The 18,208-nt window shown below is 36.7% G+C and carries 20 protein-coding genes; 5 read left to right on the top strand and 15 right to left on the bottom strand.

Annotated features, from left to right (window positions below):
• Positions 1-45: 45 nt before the first annotated feature.
• Positions 46-255, top strand: coding sequence for a winged helix-turn-helix transcriptional regulator (locus tag RBB56_RS18510; protein WP_306719021.1), 210 nt, complete (start codon positions 46-48; stop codon positions 253-255).
• On the opposite strand, the gene RBB56_RS11100 is transcribed toward RBB56_RS18510, so the two are convergent.
• The 15 genes from RBB56_RS11100 to RBB56_RS11030 form a co-directional block, all read right to left on the bottom strand.
• Positions 175-879 carry a nitroreductase family protein gene (locus tag RBB56_RS11100; protein ID WP_306719020.1) on the bottom strand — a complete coding sequence of 235 codons (705 nt, stop codon included), beginning with the start codon at positions 877-879 and terminating at the stop codon, positions 175-177. The genes RBB56_RS18510 and RBB56_RS11100 overlap by 81 nt on opposite strands.
• A 46-nt stretch (positions 880-925) precedes the next feature.
• Positions 926-1,720, bottom strand: a complete 795-nt coding sequence (locus RBB56_RS11095; protein ID WP_306719019.1) for a nitroreductase family protein — start codon at positions 1,718-1,720, stop codon at positions 926-928.
• Between the two features lie 23 nt (positions 1,721-1,743).
• The gene (locus RBB56_RS11090; protein ID WP_306719018.1) at positions 1,744-2,079 is read right to left on the bottom strand and encodes an ArsR/SmtB family transcription factor; all 336 of its coding nucleotides are present in this window, start codon (positions 2,077-2,079) and stop codon (positions 1,744-1,746) included.
• A 203-nt stretch (positions 2,080-2,282) separates the two neighbouring features.
• A complete protein-coding gene (locus RBB56_RS11085) occupies positions 2,283-3,158 on the bottom strand; it encodes an AraC family transcriptional regulator (protein WP_306719017.1) in 876 nt (291 codons plus the stop codon).
• Positions 3,159-3,290: 132 nt separating this feature from the next.
• On the bottom strand, positions 3,291-3,941 hold the full coding sequence (locus RBB56_RS11080) for a Vat family streptogramin A O-acetyltransferase (protein WP_306719016.1): 651 nt from the start codon (positions 3,939-3,941) through the stop codon (positions 3,291-3,293).
• Entirely contained in the window at positions 3,925-4,776 is an 852-nt protein-coding gene (locus RBB56_RS11075; RefSeq protein ID WP_306719015.1) for a nucleotidyltransferase domain-containing protein, read from the bottom strand. The genes RBB56_RS11080 and RBB56_RS11075 overlap by 17 nt, the downstream gene beginning before the upstream one ends.
• 91 nt (positions 4,777-4,867) lie before the next feature.
• Positions 4,868-6,085, bottom strand: a complete 1,218-nt coding sequence (mef(A), locus tag RBB56_RS11070) for a macrolide efflux MFS transporter Mef(A) (protein ID WP_306719014.1) — start codon at positions 6,083-6,085, stop codon at positions 4,868-4,870.
• 415 nt (positions 6,086-6,500) lie between these two features.
• The gene (locus RBB56_RS11065) at positions 6,501-7,451 is read right to left on the bottom strand and encodes a 2-hydroxyacid dehydrogenase (protein WP_306719013.1); all 951 of its coding nucleotides are present in this window, start codon (positions 7,449-7,451) and stop codon (positions 6,501-6,503) included.
• A 171-nt stretch (positions 7,452-7,622) separates the two neighbouring features.
• Complete coding sequence (locus tag RBB56_RS11060; protein WP_306719012.1) at positions 7,623-8,480, bottom strand: alpha/beta hydrolase; 858 nt, start codon at positions 8,478-8,480, stop codon at positions 7,623-7,625.
• An 18-nt stretch (positions 8,481-8,498) separates the two neighbouring features.
• Positions 8,499-9,773 (bottom strand): MFS transporter, encoded by a 1,275-nt coding sequence (locus RBB56_RS11055; protein WP_306719011.1) that lies wholly within the window; start codon positions 9,771-9,773, stop codon positions 8,499-8,501.
• A gap of 36 nt (positions 9,774-9,809) precedes the next feature.
• Positions 9,810-10,385 (bottom strand): TetR/AcrR family transcriptional regulator, encoded by a 576-nt coding sequence (locus tag RBB56_RS11050; RefSeq protein ID WP_306719010.1) that lies wholly within the window; start codon positions 10,383-10,385, stop codon positions 9,810-9,812.
• Complete coding sequence (locus RBB56_RS11045; protein ID WP_306719009.1) at positions 10,378-11,649, bottom strand: glycosyltransferase; 1,272 nt, start codon at positions 11,647-11,649, stop codon at positions 10,378-10,380. Before RBB56_RS11045 ends, RBB56_RS11050 begins: the two co-directional genes overlap by 8 nt.
• A gap of 315 nt (positions 11,650-11,964) precedes the next feature.
• The gene (locus tag RBB56_RS11040) at positions 11,965-12,312 is read right to left on the bottom strand and encodes a phage holin family protein (protein ID WP_306719008.1); all 348 of its coding nucleotides are present in this window, start codon (positions 12,310-12,312) and stop codon (positions 11,965-11,967) included.
• A gap of 35 nt (positions 12,313-12,347) precedes the next feature.
• A complete protein-coding gene (locus RBB56_RS11035) occupies positions 12,348-12,788 on the bottom strand; it encodes an SHOCT-like domain-containing protein (protein WP_306719007.1) in 441 nt (146 codons plus the stop codon).
• Between the two features lie 53 nt (positions 12,789-12,841).
• On the bottom strand, positions 12,842-13,231 hold the full coding sequence (locus tag RBB56_RS11030; RefSeq protein ID WP_306719006.1) for a DUF2089 domain-containing protein: 390 nt from the start codon (positions 13,229-13,231) through the stop codon (positions 12,842-12,844).
• 326 nt (positions 13,232-13,557) lie between these two features.
• Here RBB56_RS11030 and RBB56_RS11025 point away from each other — a divergent pair, with 326 nt between their 5' ends.
• The 4 genes from RBB56_RS11025 to RBB56_RS11010 all read left to right on the top strand — a co-directional run bounded on the left by RBB56_RS11025 (position 13,558) and on the right by RBB56_RS11010 (position 18,154).
• Complete coding sequence (locus RBB56_RS11025; protein ID WP_306719005.1) at positions 13,558-13,938, top strand: DUF4183 domain-containing protein; 381 nt, start codon at positions 13,558-13,560, stop codon at positions 13,936-13,938.
• Between the two features lie 139 nt (positions 13,939-14,077).
• Positions 14,078-16,708, top strand: coding sequence for a DUF4183 domain-containing protein (locus RBB56_RS11020; protein WP_306719004.1), 2,631 nt, complete (start codon positions 14,078-14,080; stop codon positions 16,706-16,708).
• Positions 16,709-16,858: 150 nt separating this feature from the next.
• Positions 16,859-17,230: a hypothetical protein gene (locus RBB56_RS11015; RefSeq protein ID WP_306719003.1), complete on the top strand. Its 372-nt coding sequence runs from the start codon at positions 16,859-16,861 to the stop codon at positions 17,228-17,230.
• A gap of 33 nt (positions 17,231-17,263) precedes the next feature.
• Positions 17,264-18,154, top strand: coding sequence for a hypothetical protein (locus tag RBB56_RS11010; RefSeq protein WP_306719002.1), 891 nt, complete (start codon positions 17,264-17,266; stop codon positions 18,152-18,154).
• Positions 18,155-18,208: the final 54 nt, after the last annotated feature.

Genomic DNA, 18,208 nt, shown 5'->3' with positions numbered 1-18,208 from the left:
ATTACTGCGTAACTATTTCTTCATTTCAACAACGCACTTTTTAGTATGATACTATATGAAAGGAAAGTAATGGCATGGAAAATAAAAAAGTCCCTGAACAACATTACTCATAAAATGTTAAGCCAACAGTTGAAAGAACTGGAATCAGACGGGTTCATACATAGGGAGGCATATTCACAGATACCTCCTGCCTCCATTCCCAAGTTCAAATTTTCCTCCCGCCTCTATCTCGAAATGTTTCTTTGCAATGCCTAAATCAATCAGATCCATTGAATAGTCATCCGCAATCTGAGCGCTTAAGATGTTGTTCTCATACTTAAACATTACTTTTTGTGTATTCATAGCACTCGGAGCAAATAAAACGGCTTTCATTCCGTTTTGTACCCATTGTGGTAAAGGGCGATCGCTTATGATTCGTTCTTCCATAGCCTTTACTTTTCTATGTATAACTGATCGCACCATTTTTTCTGTCAATGAGGGCGCTTCCACCTTACCTACCACTACAACGCAAATCAATTCCTCGCCACTATCAATAGGTAATTCATTCTTATCAAAGGTGCCTCCAACCCAGCATGTTCCCAAACCTAAATCAGTGATAGCAAGAACTAAATCTTCTCCGTAATATCCAATCTTCTCCTTCAAATCTTTATCATCTTTCTTGCCTTTCATCAATATAAGAGAACGTACATTGGTAAACAGTCCGTAACTTTTCCTTAACTTCCCAAAGGCACCGCTTCCATCTTCCTTAAATTCCATTGTTAAACCGGATACTTCGTTTAATTGATAAATAAGAGAAACTATATTTTCTTTTTCCAAAGCTGTAACCGGTTTCTTTTCAAATTTTCTCCGCGAAACTCTGTTTTCTATTGCACTGCGCATAAAATTACCTCCCATTATTCGTGTATATTTTCCTTTATATTTATGTTTATCTCCATTCAACTTCAGATTTTTTCCTGGGCACGGTCCGCATATATTTAACATCGGGATATCCCATTGCAAGACAGGTTACCACATTTTCTTTTTTCGTAAGACCCAGCTCTTTTCTAATCCTATTGCTTCGTTTCGCCGCCACTGCAAAAAACCCAACATACAGTGTACCGAGCCCCATAGACTCAGCCATCAATTCCATACTCATCGATGCAAGTGAGGCATCCACAGTATCATCGGAAATAATAAAGAGAACTGTTGGCGCTCCGTGGAAAAAGAAGCCCGGCTCTAATTTGTATCTGCTTACGTCATAAGGGAGCTTAATAAATTTGCCCGCAATTTCCAACAGGCGCTTCAGCTTCTTGAAGGTTTTCAGTGCCTCATTTTCAAACATAGGAATACTTTTTTGCGCAACGATATATCTTACCCTTTGCTTATTGCTTCCGGTAGGGGTAAAGCGCCCTGCTTCTATTATTTTCTTAATTACCTCCTTTTCTACCTGCTTATCTTTATAGTGCCTTACCGATCGTCTGAACTGTATTGTGTTGAGAAGAATATCTTCATCGATACCGAAGCTATTTTTATCATAAGTTTTCACTTCATCCATATCATATCCGCTCATAGTAAAAGCCTCTGTGGGACATATAGCAACGCAATGGCCGCATTCAAGGCATTTTTCAGCCAATATTGCAGCTTTCCCTTTTTTCAGTACAAGTACATGACTGGGACAGTCTTTGCAACATAGCCCACAGCCAATACATTTTTCCACGTCAATCTTTATAATACTATTCATTTCTCACACCTCAATGTTCTCATTCACATACTCGATTTCATCAAATACTCAATATCCATAACTAATTTTTTCAATGCATTTAATTCTTCGGAAGCATCGATATGATAAAAGTTTTTAGTCCCTTCCTCTCTCATCTTTACAAGCCCTATATCCTTTAATATTCTCAGTTGATGTGACACAGCAGGCCGGGAAAGGTGCGTTTTGGCTGTAATTTCACCGACACGCATCCCGCTTTTACAATCGGATTCCATTAAAACCAGAAGTATGATCTGACGTGTTTCATCCCCGATTGCGGTTAAAATCGATCGTGCATTTTTAAAATCTTCTTGTAGCATCTTAATTTGTTCTTTTTTATCCATAATTAAAGTTTCACCTCATTCGTTCTTTGGTTCGCACCGATAAACCATTATATTTATAATACCCTTGGAAAAGAATAAATACAACATTGGGAAAGCAAGACGAGACGAACTCCATAATTTCACATCTGTATAGCAATAGGCCCTTATTACGAAAAGGGCCCTCTAATCAAGAGTGCCCTCGTCTATAATCATCAATATATACTTCATTCTTTTTTCTTGGCCGGAATCCAGATTTCACTTCTATACTTGGGATTTCCGGTGTCCGGACTCTCATTCCACAAAATCTCAGGGCCTTCAACTGCTTCATAACCTGAAGATGGAAACCATTCTGAGTATATTCTGCCCCACACATTTTGAAGTGTTTCCGGAAATGGCCCGATTGCCTCGAATACTGCCCAAGTTCCGGCATCGATCTTCAATACATCAAATTCCGCCGTTTCATCACTTAAAGTCGCCACTCCGATGTAATGATCCAGCTCGCCCTTTTCTTCCATTCTTCCTTCCGAAAAGTTAGTAGACGCACTAATAATCCCCGTTGGCTCTACATTTGAAATTGCTTTTAATCGTTTGATAATATCAGGGGTCAAAAATTCACTCATTTTAGCAATTTCCGGATTGACACCTTCAAAAATAATCGGAACTCTCTTCTTAAAACCTACTAACTTAAATGAATCTTTCTTAACAATGCGATAATTCATTACACATCCTCCTTTTATTGATAATTGAAAGGTCATTCTAGGATAAGCTCTTATTTGTGTATTCTCACTTCTGGCTTCCGAAGGAAGAATAGCGTGCATAGAATGAAAAGCACGGGTAAATGAATCAGCCGAACTATAGCCATATTTGACAGCAATGTCGATTATCCTCAAATTCTTATCTTTTAAATCGAGTGCAGCCAGTGTTAATTTTCTTCTTCTAATATACTCCGATAAACTTATGCCTGATAAAAAAGAAAACATCCGCTTAAAATGATACTCTGAACAGTAAGCTATTTTAGATATTTCGCTATAATCAATTTCTTCTGTTAAGTGCTCTTCAATGTAATCTAATGCATTATTCATACTTCTTAAAGAATCCATTCAACAACCTCCCTTCAACATCAATATTATCAAAGAATGTGTTTACTCATCCGACAATCTATGCACAGTTTAGTCGGTAAAATTCAGAGTATAAAACCGATTCCAAATGGGAATCTATCGATTATAACGTGTTCATTCCCAGTCCAAGGATTTATTCTTTAATTGTTCTACATCGACTTCTGATGTCAGCATTTCAAGATTATTAAATATCTTCTCTTCATCCCAATTCCACCATTGAAGCTTTAATAAGAATTCAATCTTTTCATCACTGAAACGTTTCTTGATAAACTTGGATGGATTCCCACCATATATGGCATAGGGTTCCACATCTTTTACTACAGTTGAGTCAGCAGCAATAATCGCCCCGTCACCTACCTTAACTCCCGGCATAATGGTTACATTTTGGCCGATCCAGACATCATTACCGATTACTGTATCTCCCTTAAAAGGGAGTTGTTCTCTTGTAGGAGTCACCTTTTCCCACCCACAGCCAAAGATATTAAAAGGATAAGTTGTTATTCCATCCATTCTGTGATTAGCACCGTTCATAATAAATTTTACCCCCTCTGCAATTGCACAGAACTTACCTATTATAAGTTTATCCCCCAGAAATTCATAGTGATGCTCTATATTATCATAGAACTTCTCCGGAGACTTTTTATTATCGCTATAATAGGTATATTCCCCAATTTCAACATTGGGCTTTTTAGGTAGGTTGCTTATAAAACAAACCGTCTTTATATTTTCATTCGGATAAAGTTTTTTCTTATCTGGTCCTCTCATTAAATATTCCTCCTTTCAGATGTTCCACCTCATCTACTAATCCTTGAAGAATCTCTATCCCTTCTTTTGTACAGTCTATATCAGATGATATTAAGGAGATTACCTTGTCTACTTTTTCCTTATAATCGATTGGCTTAATCTTAAAACTCCCAATCATCTTAACTGCTTTTTTCTCATTGATACAGTATTCTTTATTTACTGCAAATAAGACTTGATTAAGGGAAGATATGCTTCGGAAGCAATGTCCACAAACATAGTATGTGTCGTCTCTCCCCATATTGCTCTTAGCAAACATTAAAGAGAAACTTGTTTCAAACATAAAAAATTCAGTTAACCCTTTCTGTAAAGCAGCAGGGTAAATCTCTGCCCGTTTCTTTAATTCATTAAATCCGTTATTTTTATTATATAATACTTTGCTGATAGCCAATTCTCCACGATACATGACACTTATATATCCATGGGGATGCCCCGTCTGATAATTGGCAGTAACAATTCCTTGCTCCGTATCTTTCATTATTTGTTCAACACGTTTCATATCACGTAATATTAAATCTACATGATACCCGTCTATGACTAACCATCCACCGCCATTAATCCAAGCCCCCCATGCCCCGGGAGGTACAACAAGGTTGCTCCTATGATCGTCATCCAACTCTGCAGCAAGTAGATTAAGAACATTTAAGTCAAATGCTTCTGAATCGTAATAGATTCCAATATCTATATCCGAATCCTCTGTATGAGTTCCTCTAGCACGTGAACCCCCTAACACAATGCCTTCTATATAAGACAAAGAGGATAATTTCTCTGTTACCAATTGAATAATATTATCTACCATACAAATACACTCCTTTTATCAATATCAAAAGTTATATCTCATTCAAGAAATACTTTTTTGCAATATATAAATCTCTCCAATAATGTTTATTTTATTTCAAATCTAATTTCCTAATCTCAGTCATCATCGGGCAAATGATAGCAATACCGATAATTAAAATACCTGATATTAAAAACCAATGGTTCACACCAATCGTATCAGCAAAGGCACCCGAAAGGATTAAGCCAAGCGGCATGGCCAGAGACATAACGCTTCCTGTCAGGGAAAACACACGTCCCAAATATTCCGGTTTAATTTTTTCCTGGAAAAAAGCCGTTTGCACACCGCTGTAAAATGGCACCGAAAGCCCCATTATCGTACAGCAAACTACAAACATAACAAATCCATTCGGAGGAAGCAGCCCCGAGACGGTCAGACTGGCTCCCATCATAAAAAATGAACCAGCTATTAACATAACCCTTTTTTCATAACTTCCCAGCTTGCCTAATATTAAGCCTCCAGCCAACATACCAGAGGCAAAAGCAATTTCTGTAATAGAAATATGCACCGGTGTCCCATTAAAATGTTCCATGCTGATTAAAGGGTATAATGCATTAATTGGCATATAAACAAATGTATATAGCGTTCCCAGAAGTAATAAGGCAAATAATCCTTTGTTTTGCCTCAGTACGACAATCCCTTCTTTCAGTTCTTTTATGAAATTTGGCTGCAAACTTTTCCGGTCTGCTTTAAGCTTCGGAATATTCACAAACATTACTGTGATACTGGCAATAACAGCACCTATCACATCGACGGCTATAATTGCATTTAATTCCCAAACAGAGTATAACAATGCCGCTACTGCCGGGCTCAGAATATAACTGATAGACTGCAAGGACTGGCTATAACCCGCGCATTTGGTCAACTGATCTTCCGGTACTAAAAGAGGCGTGACCGCATTTAGCGCAGGGGAATGAAAAGCGGTTCCAATACTACGGATAAACAATACTACCATAACCATCCAGATCGGTAATTCCATATACAATGCAATAATAGCCAGCACTGCACCGGCTGCTGCGATAATTAAATCAGCGCCAATCATTATTTTTTTTCTATCATAGCGATCCACTAGCACACCAATAGCCGGTCCCAAAACCGCATAAGGCAGAAAACCGACCAGTGAAGCCATAGACAAGACCATGGCGGATCCTGTTTTCTCTGTAAGATAAAAAATAATCGCCATTTGCAGGATAGCACTCGTAATCAAAGATACTGCCTGACCTGTCCATATTGTAAAAAACTTCAGTTTCCAATTATTGTATTTTTCCATTTCTATTATCTCCTATATATCATTTCGTTTGAATTTTATTTTGAGCAATATTCCAATTAAGAACAAAAGTGTGCTTGCCCGCAGGGCTTTTATTCTATGGAATAAAAAATGCAGGCCAAAATCCACAATGCGGCTTTGGTCTGCATATATACAATATGGGAACATTCTTTAAAAAGACATAGCTAAATAAAGGTATAGTTATAGCCTATATCTCACCTCAACTAATAAATGCTCAACATCGTATAAATAAGTACAACAAAAAGCCCATCATCTGGGATAGATTCTGCCTTTTTTATTGCCAACTTATCTTAAACGCATTGAGGCTGTCATAGTTTCGGTTCCTCCTAAATTCATATCTTTATTGACGTATATTTTAACACAATAGATCGGTATAATCAATGTTCAAAATTATTTTTTAGCCTACTCTATTGATCGGCTGCCCTTTGGAAAACGCTCCAATATTATCTCGGATTAATGAAACTAAGCGTTGTCTTGTTTCTAACCCCCGCCACCCCATATGCGGAGTAATGATAACATTATCCATCGTATACAATGGGCTTGCATCATCTAACGGCTCTACTTCTTGCACATCTAATCCTGCACCTGCAATTACATTATTCTCCAATGCGTCAATCAATGCCTTTTCATCAACCAGTGCTCCTCGTGCAGTATTGATTAAATATGCCGTCGGTTTCATCATTTCCAAAGTTTCTTTATTGATTATATGTCTTGTCGATTCATTTAAAGGACAATTAAGAGAAATAAAATCACTTTGCATGAAAACTTCTTCACTTGTTGTAAAATGAATATTCTCCACATCTCCTCTGGGAGTTCTGACCGACACTAAGATCTTCATTCCCAGTGCTTGTGCTACTTTGATTATTTCTTTTGCAATATTTCCATAACCGATAACCCCCAATGTCTTTCCGTTTAATTCGACATGGTCTACCATTAGGTGCTTATGGAAATTATCATGATTACCTTCCGAAAGCATACGAATCTGTTTTTGCATTGAGCTTGCCAGATTTAAAATAAAAAGGATTGCTGTATGTGCCACTCGTTCACTGCTATACGCAGGGATATTGCATAATATAATTCCTTTTTCGCGTACCGCATCCAAATCTATATTATTATATCCGGTTCCGGCTTCACAGATCATCTTTACACTATCAGGAAACTTTCTAATAATGTCACCTTTGACTTTCATTTCTTTCGTTACAACGATTGTAAAACCGTCAACTCTTTCCAAAATTTTATCTTCAGGCGTTTCATCATAGATTACCACTTCAGATGCAATCTGTGAGTAATCAATGTTGCCATCATAATTTACCAAGCCGGCATTTAATACTACAGTTTTATCATTCATAATTTTATCTCCTTTATCATTATTTAAATATATTCAGAAAGGCAAGGCTCTTTTCAATCCTTACAATCCATCATGGCGCCTATATTTCTACCTGTTTAAATGGAAGTAAAACAGATCTTTAGCCTATTTTCACATGCTATTTCTTTCAAATACTAATTTATCCCACTCTCCTTAGGCATCGATAAACTGAACAATGGTTTGCAGGTATCTATCAAATTTAAGCATAAGTGCAAGATGTCCCCCTAAAATATCCGTAACAACAACCGGTTCAGGCATAATTGAAATGAGTGTGTCTTTCACACTTTCGTTGAAGGTATCATCGTCATCGGATAAAATAAGCAAAATCTTCCCTTTGAGGTGTACAAAATCAGCACGTTCCATATTCCAGTGATTTTGCAAATCCTTCAGTAGCAAAGACATATGAATTTGGTATTTCTTTGTGAGAGAAACAACCATTTCATCACAAAGATCAGCCATTATTTCTTTTTCAGCTTCAGACAGTTGGGTGCTTGTTTTGCTTAAAACAGCTTTCTTCATTTGCTTTTTTACAAACCCAAAAGGCAAAAACTTCATTATAAAGAGTGATTTGTCAATTCTTTTAAGCATATCATAAAAGCATTGTGCACCCTCCTTATTCAACTCCGATGAGAGGGTACCAGTGTTCGACAGAACAAGGCCTTCTACGACTTCCGGATGATTTTTCGCAATGATTTGTGCCATAAAGCCACCTAAAGACTGTCCGACAAAATAGGCTCGAATACCCAGCTCTCTCATCAGAGCAGCTATTGCATCCGTCAGTGATTGTATGTTGGGATAATCTGCCGGGTAATCAAAAGAAATAACGGAATATCTCTGTGAAAACGCCTCAAAATGCTTTGCCAGCAAATCGGATAGACCCAATCCACCGACCAGCAAGACCAAGGTCACATCGCTATGCGGATTCTTATAGTAACGAAACGAAAAAGGCTTTCCCATAATCTCAAGCGTTTGCTTTGGATATTTTTCTTTGAAATTTTCTATGCCATTCATATTCTGCTCCCTTCATACTCAATTATGCTCTTTAGCAAATTCAGGATCACGGATACGACCGACAATGATGATTGCCACAATGAAAATAATAAATGTAAATACAAATGGCAAGCGGCGGTCAATACTCGATAACCATCCGGCAAAGTAACCGAAGGGTGAAGCAAAAGCGATGGTAAAGGCCATGATTAAAGCGTTAATACGAGCCCGCTCCTTCGGGTTAATGGTCAGTTGAAGTAAGGTGTCTTTACGCGGCATTACAAGTGCACTCGCTACCGCTACAACAAAAACATAAATAATAATAAACGGCATACTGCCGATTGGGGTCACTATCAGAAGAATCGAGCACGCAGCATACAATACCAGACCAATCCACATAGGTATACGGAATTTCACGAATTCCAGACGATGCTGTATTCCAACCATAAAAATCAGCATCACAGCCGCATTCAAAATAGGGAAAAAAGCCAGATAGCGGTCTTCTATCCCCAATCTTTGTGTTACATACAGGCTAAAGAAGTTGGTGTTGATAAGATTCGTTATATGTAATATCACAGAAACGATAAGCACTTTCATAATCTCTTTATCTTTCAGGACCTTGGGTATAAGATCCTTGTACTCATATACCATTTGCAAAATAGAGGTATCTTTCGTCTCGGTCATACGAATCTTTCCTTGCCTGGTCTCATCACAATGCCGAAAAGTAATAATCACCTTAATGAGCATATTCACACAGAAAACCAAATATAAAACACGAACGACCGGAACTACGGAAAAGGAATTTATCAACAAGCCCGAAATTGGTGCAAAAAATATTGCAACTAGACCTCCTATATTCACCCAAGTGTATATTCCTAATAAGTCTTTGGAATCCGCATCTTCAATCAGCAAACAAAACCATGCCGTTTGGTTAATCTGCTCAAAACTATTAAGCAAAACTGCAATCAAAAAGAGCCAGAAATTATTTGAAATCGCCCATATCAGACAAGCAACGCTCCAGCCAAAGAAATCACCCATCATAGTTGTGACTTTACGCCCTAACTTATCGGTGATAACACCTCCCATAAAAGAAAAAAGCACTTGAACAAACATAGAGACCGACAGAATCAGTCCGATTTGAACATCCGTTATTCCCTGCGTATACATATATAGCGTGGCAAAAGGGGCTATTAAGTTATAAGGGATACCCCAGAGAGGCTCCATTAAAATTAGAGTTTTGGGATTTCCTTTGTTATTTTTTAATAATTCAATGAGCGGGTGCTTCTTCAGCGTTTTTATTTTTTGTACTGTATTCATCGTTCAAGTTCTCCGTTTGCATCTCTTTTATTTTATTTACTGCTTTTGTTCTAATCCATTCTTCAATACCTTGATTATGAGAAGAAGTTTTTCCTCTATCTTCGATATATCATCATTTTCTTTAATCAATTCATTGATATTATCCCATACAAATAATATGAAATCGTCTACAAACTCTTCGGGAAATTCATCACTAATCGTAGATCTATCATATTTCATTTCAGTAAAAGAGCCCAGTCTTATATCATTGGATTCCCACGTAATTTCTGTTAATACACGGTTATATATATCCGTATTTTTTTCTTTTGCAAATCTCCTGCTCAGTTGGTAGTATTCCGGATTTTCTTTTGAAAACTGTATGCCTGCCAGCACCTGCTTTTGTAAAAAAGAAAAAATATCATTCTCATCAGCGTCATTCATAAATTCTACCTTTTTTCTCCAAGCATCTTTTAATAATACGATATATAGTTCTTCCTTATTGCTAAAATAATGATAAAAGTTTCCTTTACTGGTATTCGCATCTTTGATGATCTTATTGACGGATGCATTTTCAAAGTTATTTCTGCTGAATTCTCTTAATGCCGCCTCTAATATGGTTTCTCTCTTATTCATTACATTTATCCCATTCCTTATATAACCGTTCTATATAGCTCACCGCTTTTCTATTCGCATTTTCTTGCTTTATAATTGCTGCAATTCTCTCAGCTTGAAAAATTACATCCTTATTGTTCATTTCAGCAAATCTGCTTGCGAACTCATCCTCCGAATCACTTTCTTTCAAAGGTTTTAATGCATATCCCAAGTCAAATAGTCGTTTTGCCCAAAATGGTTGGTCTACATTAAATGGCATAATAACCTGTGGAATGCCACTGCGTAACGCCGCAGCCATTGTTCCAACCCCTCCGTGGTGTAAAACTCCTTTCGCCCTTCCAAAAACTGCATCATGAGGTATGAATTCTTTCATGAGAAGGTTTTTATCCGATGACATTTTGATTCCACTATTTCCAGTAATAATAATTCCTCTATTTCCGCCAGCTAATAGGGAATCGGCTATTTTCTTCAAAAATGACTCTGAATCATGCAAGGGCATAGAGGAAAAGGTGACAATAATCGGCTTTTGTCCATTCTTTAAAAATTCCTCCGTTTCTTGATCAAGAAGAATATTGTCATCTAACATTGGAAAACCTGATAAATAAACTTTTTCTTTAAATTCCTTCGTGTCCGTAAATAAACTTGCAGAAATTGGATATATAATCGGTATCAAATTACCATTTCTGTTAATCGTATACTCACCAGATTTTCTTTTTTTCAAATTTAGTTCTTCTTCTCTAAAGTGATTAATATCTTTTATATTATTACTCTCAGCTCCTAAATTAGCCAATTTATAAGTCAGTCGATTCAAAAATCTACCGAGATTTCTGGTTGTAATTGCAAGATTAGGGAATTCTGAAACAGGATATATAATTGGTATCGGCGGCATTGATATGCATAGTATACCTAATTTTTCTGCTATATCAACTGCTCCAAATGCTTTCGGGTGATATACAATAACGTCTTTTGCATGGCATGCTTCATAAAATTCTGTCATCGTTTTCCTATACAATGGATTAATTACTCTTCTGGCATACCGTATTGACTTAATGGGATGTTTCATGCCTTCTTCAAATATTTGCTTTCCTTCCGGCGTTTGTAATATTTCCATTAAATCTAAGCTACACGCTTGAAAATCCAAGCCATTTTGCTCTACAAAGCTTTTGAATGTTTTTCCGCTACATATTGTAACATTATGTCCTGATTCTTTAGCAGTTTTTCCTATTGCTACGTATGGTTGCACATCTCCCCGAGAACCTAAACACAGAAAAATTATATTCATCATTATTCCCCCATATCTGCCTTAACGGACTCTTTAAATCACATTAGACCATATGGTCTATTTTGTCAAGACTATATAATATTCTGCTTTTACACAAAATATTCTCTACTCTGGTATCTTCACTTATCCGCGGTTTTTCCTTCTATAAGAATCTCTTGTTACGCCAAAGGATATCCTTCCAATTTCTCACTCTTATCTGTAATTACATTCTTTCGTAAAATAAACTTTCATAACAAAAAAAGAGACCGCTCATTCTCAATTAACTTGAAAACAAACTGTCTCATCATCAAAAGTTGTTTTTTCTTGCCTGCCGGATCATCAATCCCGTATCCTATCCTTATCCTTAAGCAGAGCATGAACGATAGCAATAATGATAGCAGCCAACAGTGAATTACGAAAGCCGCCCATGCTTATATTTATTACGAAATAATCTGCAATCATAATTGTCCATGCATTCACAATGAAACTGAATAATCCTAAGGTCAACACGTTGACAGGTAATGTAATCAATAGCAGAATAGGTTTTAATATAAGATTGATCACTAACAGTAACAATCCCATAAAAAGAAGTGCAGGAATACTGCCGATATAAATCGTGTGTATTATAAATGACAGCAGATATATTGTTACTATGATAGATATATATTTTATGAATAGTTTTGGCATTTTTACCTCCAAAAAAATATTTTTACCGAAAGTAATTAATCGACATATACTTTCACCTTTACCATCGTATTGTGACTTTCATCCCAGGCCTCCACATCAACGATATTTGGATCATCTAAGGTTCCGTTTATAACCTCTTCTATTATTTTTGCAAAGTCGATACCGGAAATATCAATTCCTTTTGCCTCCATCTCTTTTCGGACATCCGCAGGAATCATAGCGGTCATCTTATCCGCCACTTCACTGATCGTAGTAATCAGACGTAAGGGTACATTGACATTAACATTAACGGAATTGTTATCCGATGTAATCTTAACCTTAAGGAACTTATAGTTACGTCTGGTCGTTACAGCTTCAACCTGCCGGATTGCCTCTTCTTCCTCAGCTGCATGCAAAGCTTCCAAAAGTTCCATACCTTCGGCAGCGGTAATCTTCCCACTTTCTATCATTTCCAATATTTTCTGTTGTTCGCTCATAGACTGGCCTCCTACTAATTATAAATTTTTGTAACTGTTCACTCCCCTCACAGTTACAAGTTTTTAATCATTTCCGCTGCATCTTTTGGAGAAATCTCACCATTTGATAATTGGTCAAGAATCTCATTCCTGGCAATTGTTTTATCTTCGTTTTCCTTGATCCGTTCTTTTGATGATACTTCATATCCCAGGCCTCTTATGACTGTATCCAATTTACCACGCACGGTAGGATAAGATATCCCAAGCTCCTTCTCGACATCCTTAATATTACCGCGGCACTTTATGAATATCTTGGCAAACTCAAGATCTTCTTCCGGAAGACGGCAGAATTCACAAAGCTGGAAATCGCCTTCAATGGCGGTAGAACACTTCGGACAACCGAGTTTGATTATGGAAAGTCTTTCACCGCATACGGGACATTTCCCCGGAGCTTTATATTTCATTGCTTTCACCATCCTTTAATACTACTTTATTATAATATATATCCAAAAATTAAATATGTCAATGTTATTATTAATAATATTAATTTTCTAATTAATATTATTAATAACTGTAACTGTATTTCCTTGTCATTCCATAAAATAATATGATACGGAAAAAACTTTTCTGCAAATAGCTATAATATTTGCTATCGTTTTCCCTATATATGATTTGACTCGTATATTTCTTCCTTTAATACGCATATTTCACTATATTAGTCGAAATATGTAACATTTTGGCACTTTGCACAATATAATAAATATAAATAAAACAGAAAGATGGGCAGAAAATGGCAACACAATTATTTAAACTTGAAATCGATGCTACTACTACAACTGAAGTTAAAGTCAACCCGGAAGTCGAAAAATATTTCTATCTGCTAAATGAGACTGATCGAGCAGGCGATGTTCTTACTATTCCCGCAGAGTCATTTATAGACGACGCCGGTGATGACGTGACCGGTACTCTTACAACTGTTGTTACAGACAACGGATATTATTTGCTGTTTATAAACGGTGTATTGCAGCAATCCAGCCTATATACCGTCAGCGGCGATGGCTCCGAGGTTACTGTTAATGAGGCAGCGACAATACCAGTTAATGCTCCCATTACTCTAATTGTAACTAACTTTGCTCCAATCTCTGATTCTGACACCACAGTAATAACTTAGTTGTTAAATTAGGGATGTGCTACCATTGCACATCCCTTTTCATCTATCACTTACTTCTTATGCAACTGTGAGGGTACTGAACAGCTACCTTCTTATGCAATAAATAAAAAAATATGTATTTATTTTCGGGGTGATCACTATGTTTGAAGATAATATACTTTCTTTAAATCAGGTAAAAAATCTATTACATGCAGATACCTATCAATATAATGCTCTGTCTGATGGGGTCAAAAGAATTTACACGAATAATGATGAATTAACTCAATATGGTGATAAAGGCATCCTTGATCCTAATGATGTCTCTTCTTTCGGTCTATTTATTAATGGAGTGCTGCAGCCAAAAGTTAATTATGAAATCGAAAAAGGTCTTCTCCTTCTCAAAACGGAAGATATCCCCATAAAGGGTTCCACCATTATTATTTCTTTCGTTACTCTTGTGGATAAAAGTGCAAAATCAACAAAACTTAATTCGGCTCTGGTTGAGGGTATCCTACCATCAGGAATCATTTCCGACGGTCCTGTAACAGATAGAGACATTTATGTACAGGATAATACAAGCAATTACCTACATTTAGAGAGCACCTTTTTATGCGGACCTGGGTGTATTCCTTCGGGTTGTGAGGGAACTTGGGAATTCACCTTATCAATAAGCAATATAAGCCACATACCTATCACTAATATTGTTATAACAGATACTATTTTGTTGGATTTAATCACTAATATCGAAAATATCTCTGCCTCCTGCGGAGATATTTCGATAAAGGATGAGGCAATTACCTGGAATATCGATATTCTGGATCTATGTGAATCCGCCGTCGCTAGCTTTAGAGTAGAAGGTCTCTTTCAAGCGGAGGGAACTCGTTGTATTGGCAGAAGCATGGCATGTGGAAGTGCCGCCTCGGGTTGTATAAACACTGATATTATTAGCATAAACCCTATTAATGTCAGTCACGGATTAGAACTCACTCAAACTATTACTTCAGGTCCTACAAAAGTAAGGGTCGATACAGTCAATACGTGGAGGGTGGAAATAAAAATAGCTAATCTTAGCAATAATATTGTATCTGATATCCTAATAAGAGATACCTTGTTCATCGATTGTATCAAATGTATAAGAATTATCAGTATTTCTCATGGGGCAGTAAAAATATTAGGCAATGAAATCTTTTGGAAAATTGATATACTAAAAGAATTAGACACTTCGGTTCTTACGGTAGATATTATAGGTTGCTTCTGCCTAAACGGATTTAAGACTCTGGGTATTGCCTTGGGAATAGGAACTATAAATGCCAAAAAAATAGTTTCTAATCTTTCCCAGGATTTTCAAATTATAGCTTTTCCAAAAAGGAATATAGTAAAAAATCAATTGTCATTACAAGCCCGTGTTTTTAATACATGCATCAAAACGTTCCTGGGCTGTCCTAAAAAATGGACTTTTGCTCTCCATGTTACTAACACCGACAATGAAATTATGAGAAATCTCGTTGTCATAGACTATATCCTTTTAGACGAAATTGAGGATATAACAATTGCATCTATATCATCGGGCAAAATATTTATCTCTGATAATTCTATTATATGGAAGATTGAAGAGCTTTTACCCTGTGAAACTTTGACTGCTATTATTGAAGTTGATGGTTTATTTAATACCGCAGGATGCCGATCACTGAACAGAGCCATTGCCGGAAGCTCAGATTCAAACTCATGCATTATATCCAATATCACCTCAGGATGTCCCGTCAAAGTTTTTGATGACATAAGACCTTTAAAGGCAACCCCTATTTGGTCCAGAAGAGCCCTTTCCCGGCGGGAACATGCCTATGATATTTTTGAGCTGAATACCTGTCTCGATTTCTTATTGCTGAAAAATATATTATCTGCTCACGACAGGTCATCCGATATTCATAGGAATAATGGTTGTCCCTCTATATTTGGCGATTTAAGAATTGAGAAGTATATTGTATCAGGCCCCTTGGAAGCTAGTACAGATCAAATTAATACTTGGAGGTTTGAAATTAGAATATCCAATTATGGGCATGGTCCGGTTAATCATATTGTCATGACTGATACCTTACTGTTAGATGATTTGACTTGCTTTCTTCCCATAAGTTCTACCAAGGGAACTATATCTCAAGAAAACAATATAATAACATGGGATATCGGAACTTTGAATTCCAACAATACTGTAGTGTTACTGGCAGAAGTCACCGGTTCTTTTCATAAAGAGAATAATAAAATTCTTGATGTTTTTAACCACCAATATAATGCCGTTTCAAATGGCATCCAAAAAGAGTTCACAAATGCAGATGAATTATTGATATATGGAGACTACGGTATACCTGATCCCAACAATGTATCCTTCTTTAACCTCTTTATTAATGGAGTATTACAGCCGGAAACTAATTATTCCGTCGAAGCCGGTCTTCTAACCATAACTATAGAAGAACCGCCAAAAGAAAGGGTCCCTATCATCCTCGAATCTTTAGTAATTAAAGATAAAGACAATCGACTGATCAAGGCGGAAACCTATCAGTATAATACCTTATCAAATGGCGGAAATATTTATACTAATGCAGACGAAATAACCGTTTACGGAGACCAAGGGATTCTGGACCCTAAGCAAACTTCTTATAATGACCTTTTTGTGAACGGAGTTATTCAACCGAGTATCAATTATGCCATCAAACCGGGAGTCCTTACATTGACGGTCTCACATGCTCCTATGGAAGGAGTTCCCATTTTGGTAAAGTTTTTCTCTTTATACTTATGATACCAGGGTCAAAATACCTTTTGCCCTAACATCATATTTACAAAAGAATTAAATAATTATTTATCCAAATGCATATCAATAACATTTATAAAAGAAATTCATATTATATAGATTATATGGCCTTTGAAATATAAAGATAGGAGTTTATTAATGGGCAGTAATACAAAACTGACGAGTATTGTTTTTAATTTAGAAGATCCTATATTTACAAGAGAATATCCATCCGATATTGTCTTGTTTCAAACCTTTACCACAATTCAAACCAATACAACTATATGGACACCCAGTACCGGTAAAAGTATTTTCCTAACTGCATTACAGGTTTCTGCTCCTGCCCCACTAGTTGTCCAATTAAATAGAAGAAATAATGCTGCCTTTATGTCAATAGCTCTTACCAGTACCCTTGCCACCTATGGTATCAGCTTTCCCTCACCAATTGAATTTGATAGCGATGAGACGATTTCCATGACAACAAGTACTGCAGGAACAGTCAATATTACCCTTTTAGGCTATGAGTTTTAATCCATTGACAGACAATTACAGGAGAACTATCCAATGAAACCTAATATTCAAGCCAAGAACAGCATCCCGGCAGCGAACCAGCAAGTCCTATTAACTATAGAAGAACGTTCTGATATCATTAATTATTATAGCTTAGGCATACAACCTGCAAAAACAATTCTTTGGACGCCGGATCCTGAGAAAAGTATTTATCTCACCTCCGTTCAAGTATCCGCTCCATTAATGACATCAATTCTATTAAGTGATGATAATATCAACTTTTTATGCCTAAGAATAACACAACCCTTTAGTACCGTAAGTCACACCTTTCCTTCGGCCTTTAAGCTTCCAACCGGTCATTCTCTTATGTTGAGTACTTCTGATGAAGAAATATCATGTAATACTTATGGTGCCGTAACCGCTACTCAAGTTGCCTATAATAGCGGAAGCGATTTCAGTAATGTTAATAATGCGATAGGGCTTTCCAACGGAACAGTGGCTTCTCTAAGTTCTGCTCTGCTTACTCAGACCGGGGGAAGACTTGTCTTAGGATATAATATGTTACCAACGCAATACAAGTATTTAGAGATTGAACAAGTTATCATAAAATATTATTGCCGCCTTAATCTAACTCTCGCTGTAGGTGTTAGTTCCATGATTCTTTATTGGCGGCCAAATATCCAGGCGAATTGGATTGAATTGGAAGAAATAAGCCTCTCTATCATAGGATCTATAAATCATTTAACCAACCCAATCGAATATGATATTACAGATATAGTACGGGCAGCCTCCGACCCTTGGGAGGTAATCAATACTTTACAAACATCTTTTGTGGGAGTACATACTGGTTTAGGTATTGGAAATACAATACAGTTAGATGCTGTAGAAATTGAAATCTGCATGGCAGGCAAAAATCAAATTACAGTTTTCGGATATGAAGCTTAGTTTTCTCGTTATAGAATTATTTCATGGTCAAGATAATCACCCGAAAATTCAGTA

The sequence above is a fragment of the Kineothrix sp. MB12-C1 genome (genome assembly GCF_030863805.1).
GTDB lineage: Bacteria > Bacillota > Clostridia > Lachnospirales > Lachnospiraceae > Kineothrix.
The sequence above is the reverse complement of the archived record's forward strand: the minus strand, read 5'-3'. Positions and strand labels throughout refer to the sequence as shown.

What these genes read in the sequence shown, in the direction of transcription:
- RBB56_RS18510 (WP_306719021.1), top strand. Translation starts at nt 46, where the DNA reads ATGATACTATATGAAAGGAAAGTAATGGCATGGAAAATAAAAAAGTCC.
- RBB56_RS11100 (WP_306719020.1), bottom strand. Translation starts at nt 879, where the DNA reads ATGCGCAGTGCAATAGAAAACAGAGTTTCGCGGAGAAAATTTGAAAAG.
- RBB56_RS11095 (WP_306719019.1), bottom strand. Translation starts at nt 1,720, where the DNA reads ATGAATAGTATTATAAAGATTGACGTGGAAAAATGTATTGGCTGTGGG.
- RBB56_RS11090 (WP_306719018.1), bottom strand. Translation starts at nt 2,079, where the DNA reads ATGGATAAAAAAGAACAAATTAAGATGCTACAAGAAGATTTTAAAAAT.
- RBB56_RS11085 (WP_306719017.1), bottom strand. Translation starts at nt 3,158, where the DNA reads ATGGATTCTTTAAGAAGTATGAATAATGCATTAGATTACATTGAAGAG.
- RBB56_RS11080 (WP_306719016.1), bottom strand. Translation starts at nt 3,941, where the DNA reads ATGAGAGGACCAGATAAGAAAAAACTTTATCCGAATGAAAATATAAAG.
- RBB56_RS11075 (WP_306719015.1), bottom strand. Translation starts at nt 4,776, where the DNA reads ATGGTAGATAATATTATTCAATTGGTAACAGAGAAATTATCCTCTTTG.
- RBB56_RS11065 (WP_306719013.1), bottom strand. Translation starts at nt 7,451, where the DNA reads ATGAATGATAAAACTGTAGTATTAAATGCCGGCTTGGTAAATTATGAT.
- RBB56_RS11060 (WP_306719012.1), bottom strand. Translation starts at nt 8,480, where the DNA reads ATGAATGGCATAGAAAATTTCAAAGAAAAATATCCAAAGCAAACGCTT.
- RBB56_RS11055 (WP_306719011.1), bottom strand. Translation starts at nt 9,773, where the DNA reads ATGAATACAGTACAAAAAATAAAAACGCTGAAGAAGCACCCGCTCATT.
- RBB56_RS11050 (WP_306719010.1), bottom strand. Translation starts at nt 10,385, where the DNA reads ATGAATAAGAGAGAAACCATATTAGAGGCGGCATTAAGAGAATTCAGC.
- RBB56_RS11045 (WP_306719009.1), bottom strand. Translation starts at nt 11,649, where the DNA reads ATGATGAATATAATTTTTCTGTGTTTAGGTTCTCGGGGAGATGTGCAA.
- RBB56_RS11040 (WP_306719008.1), bottom strand. Translation starts at nt 12,312, where the DNA reads ATGCCAAAACTATTCATAAAATATATATCTATCATAGTAACAATATAT.
- RBB56_RS11035 (WP_306719007.1), bottom strand. Translation starts at nt 12,788, where the DNA reads ATGAGCGAACAACAGAAAATATTGGAAATGATAGAAAGTGGGAAGATT.
- RBB56_RS11030 (WP_306719006.1), bottom strand. Translation starts at nt 13,231, where the DNA reads ATGAAATATAAAGCTCCGGGGAAATGTCCCGTATGCGGTGAAAGACTT.
- RBB56_RS11025 (WP_306719005.1), top strand. Translation starts at nt 13,558, where the DNA reads ATGGCAACACAATTATTTAAACTTGAAATCGATGCTACTACTACAACT.
- RBB56_RS11020 (WP_306719004.1), top strand. Translation starts at nt 14,078, where the DNA reads ATGTTTGAAGATAATATACTTTCTTTAAATCAGGTAAAAAATCTATTA.
- RBB56_RS11015 (WP_306719003.1), top strand. Translation starts at nt 16,859, where the DNA reads ATGGGCAGTAATACAAAACTGACGAGTATTGTTTTTAATTTAGAAGAT.
- RBB56_RS11010 (WP_306719002.1), top strand. Translation starts at nt 17,264, where the DNA reads ATGAAACCTAATATTCAAGCCAAGAACAGCATCCCGGCAGCGAACCAG.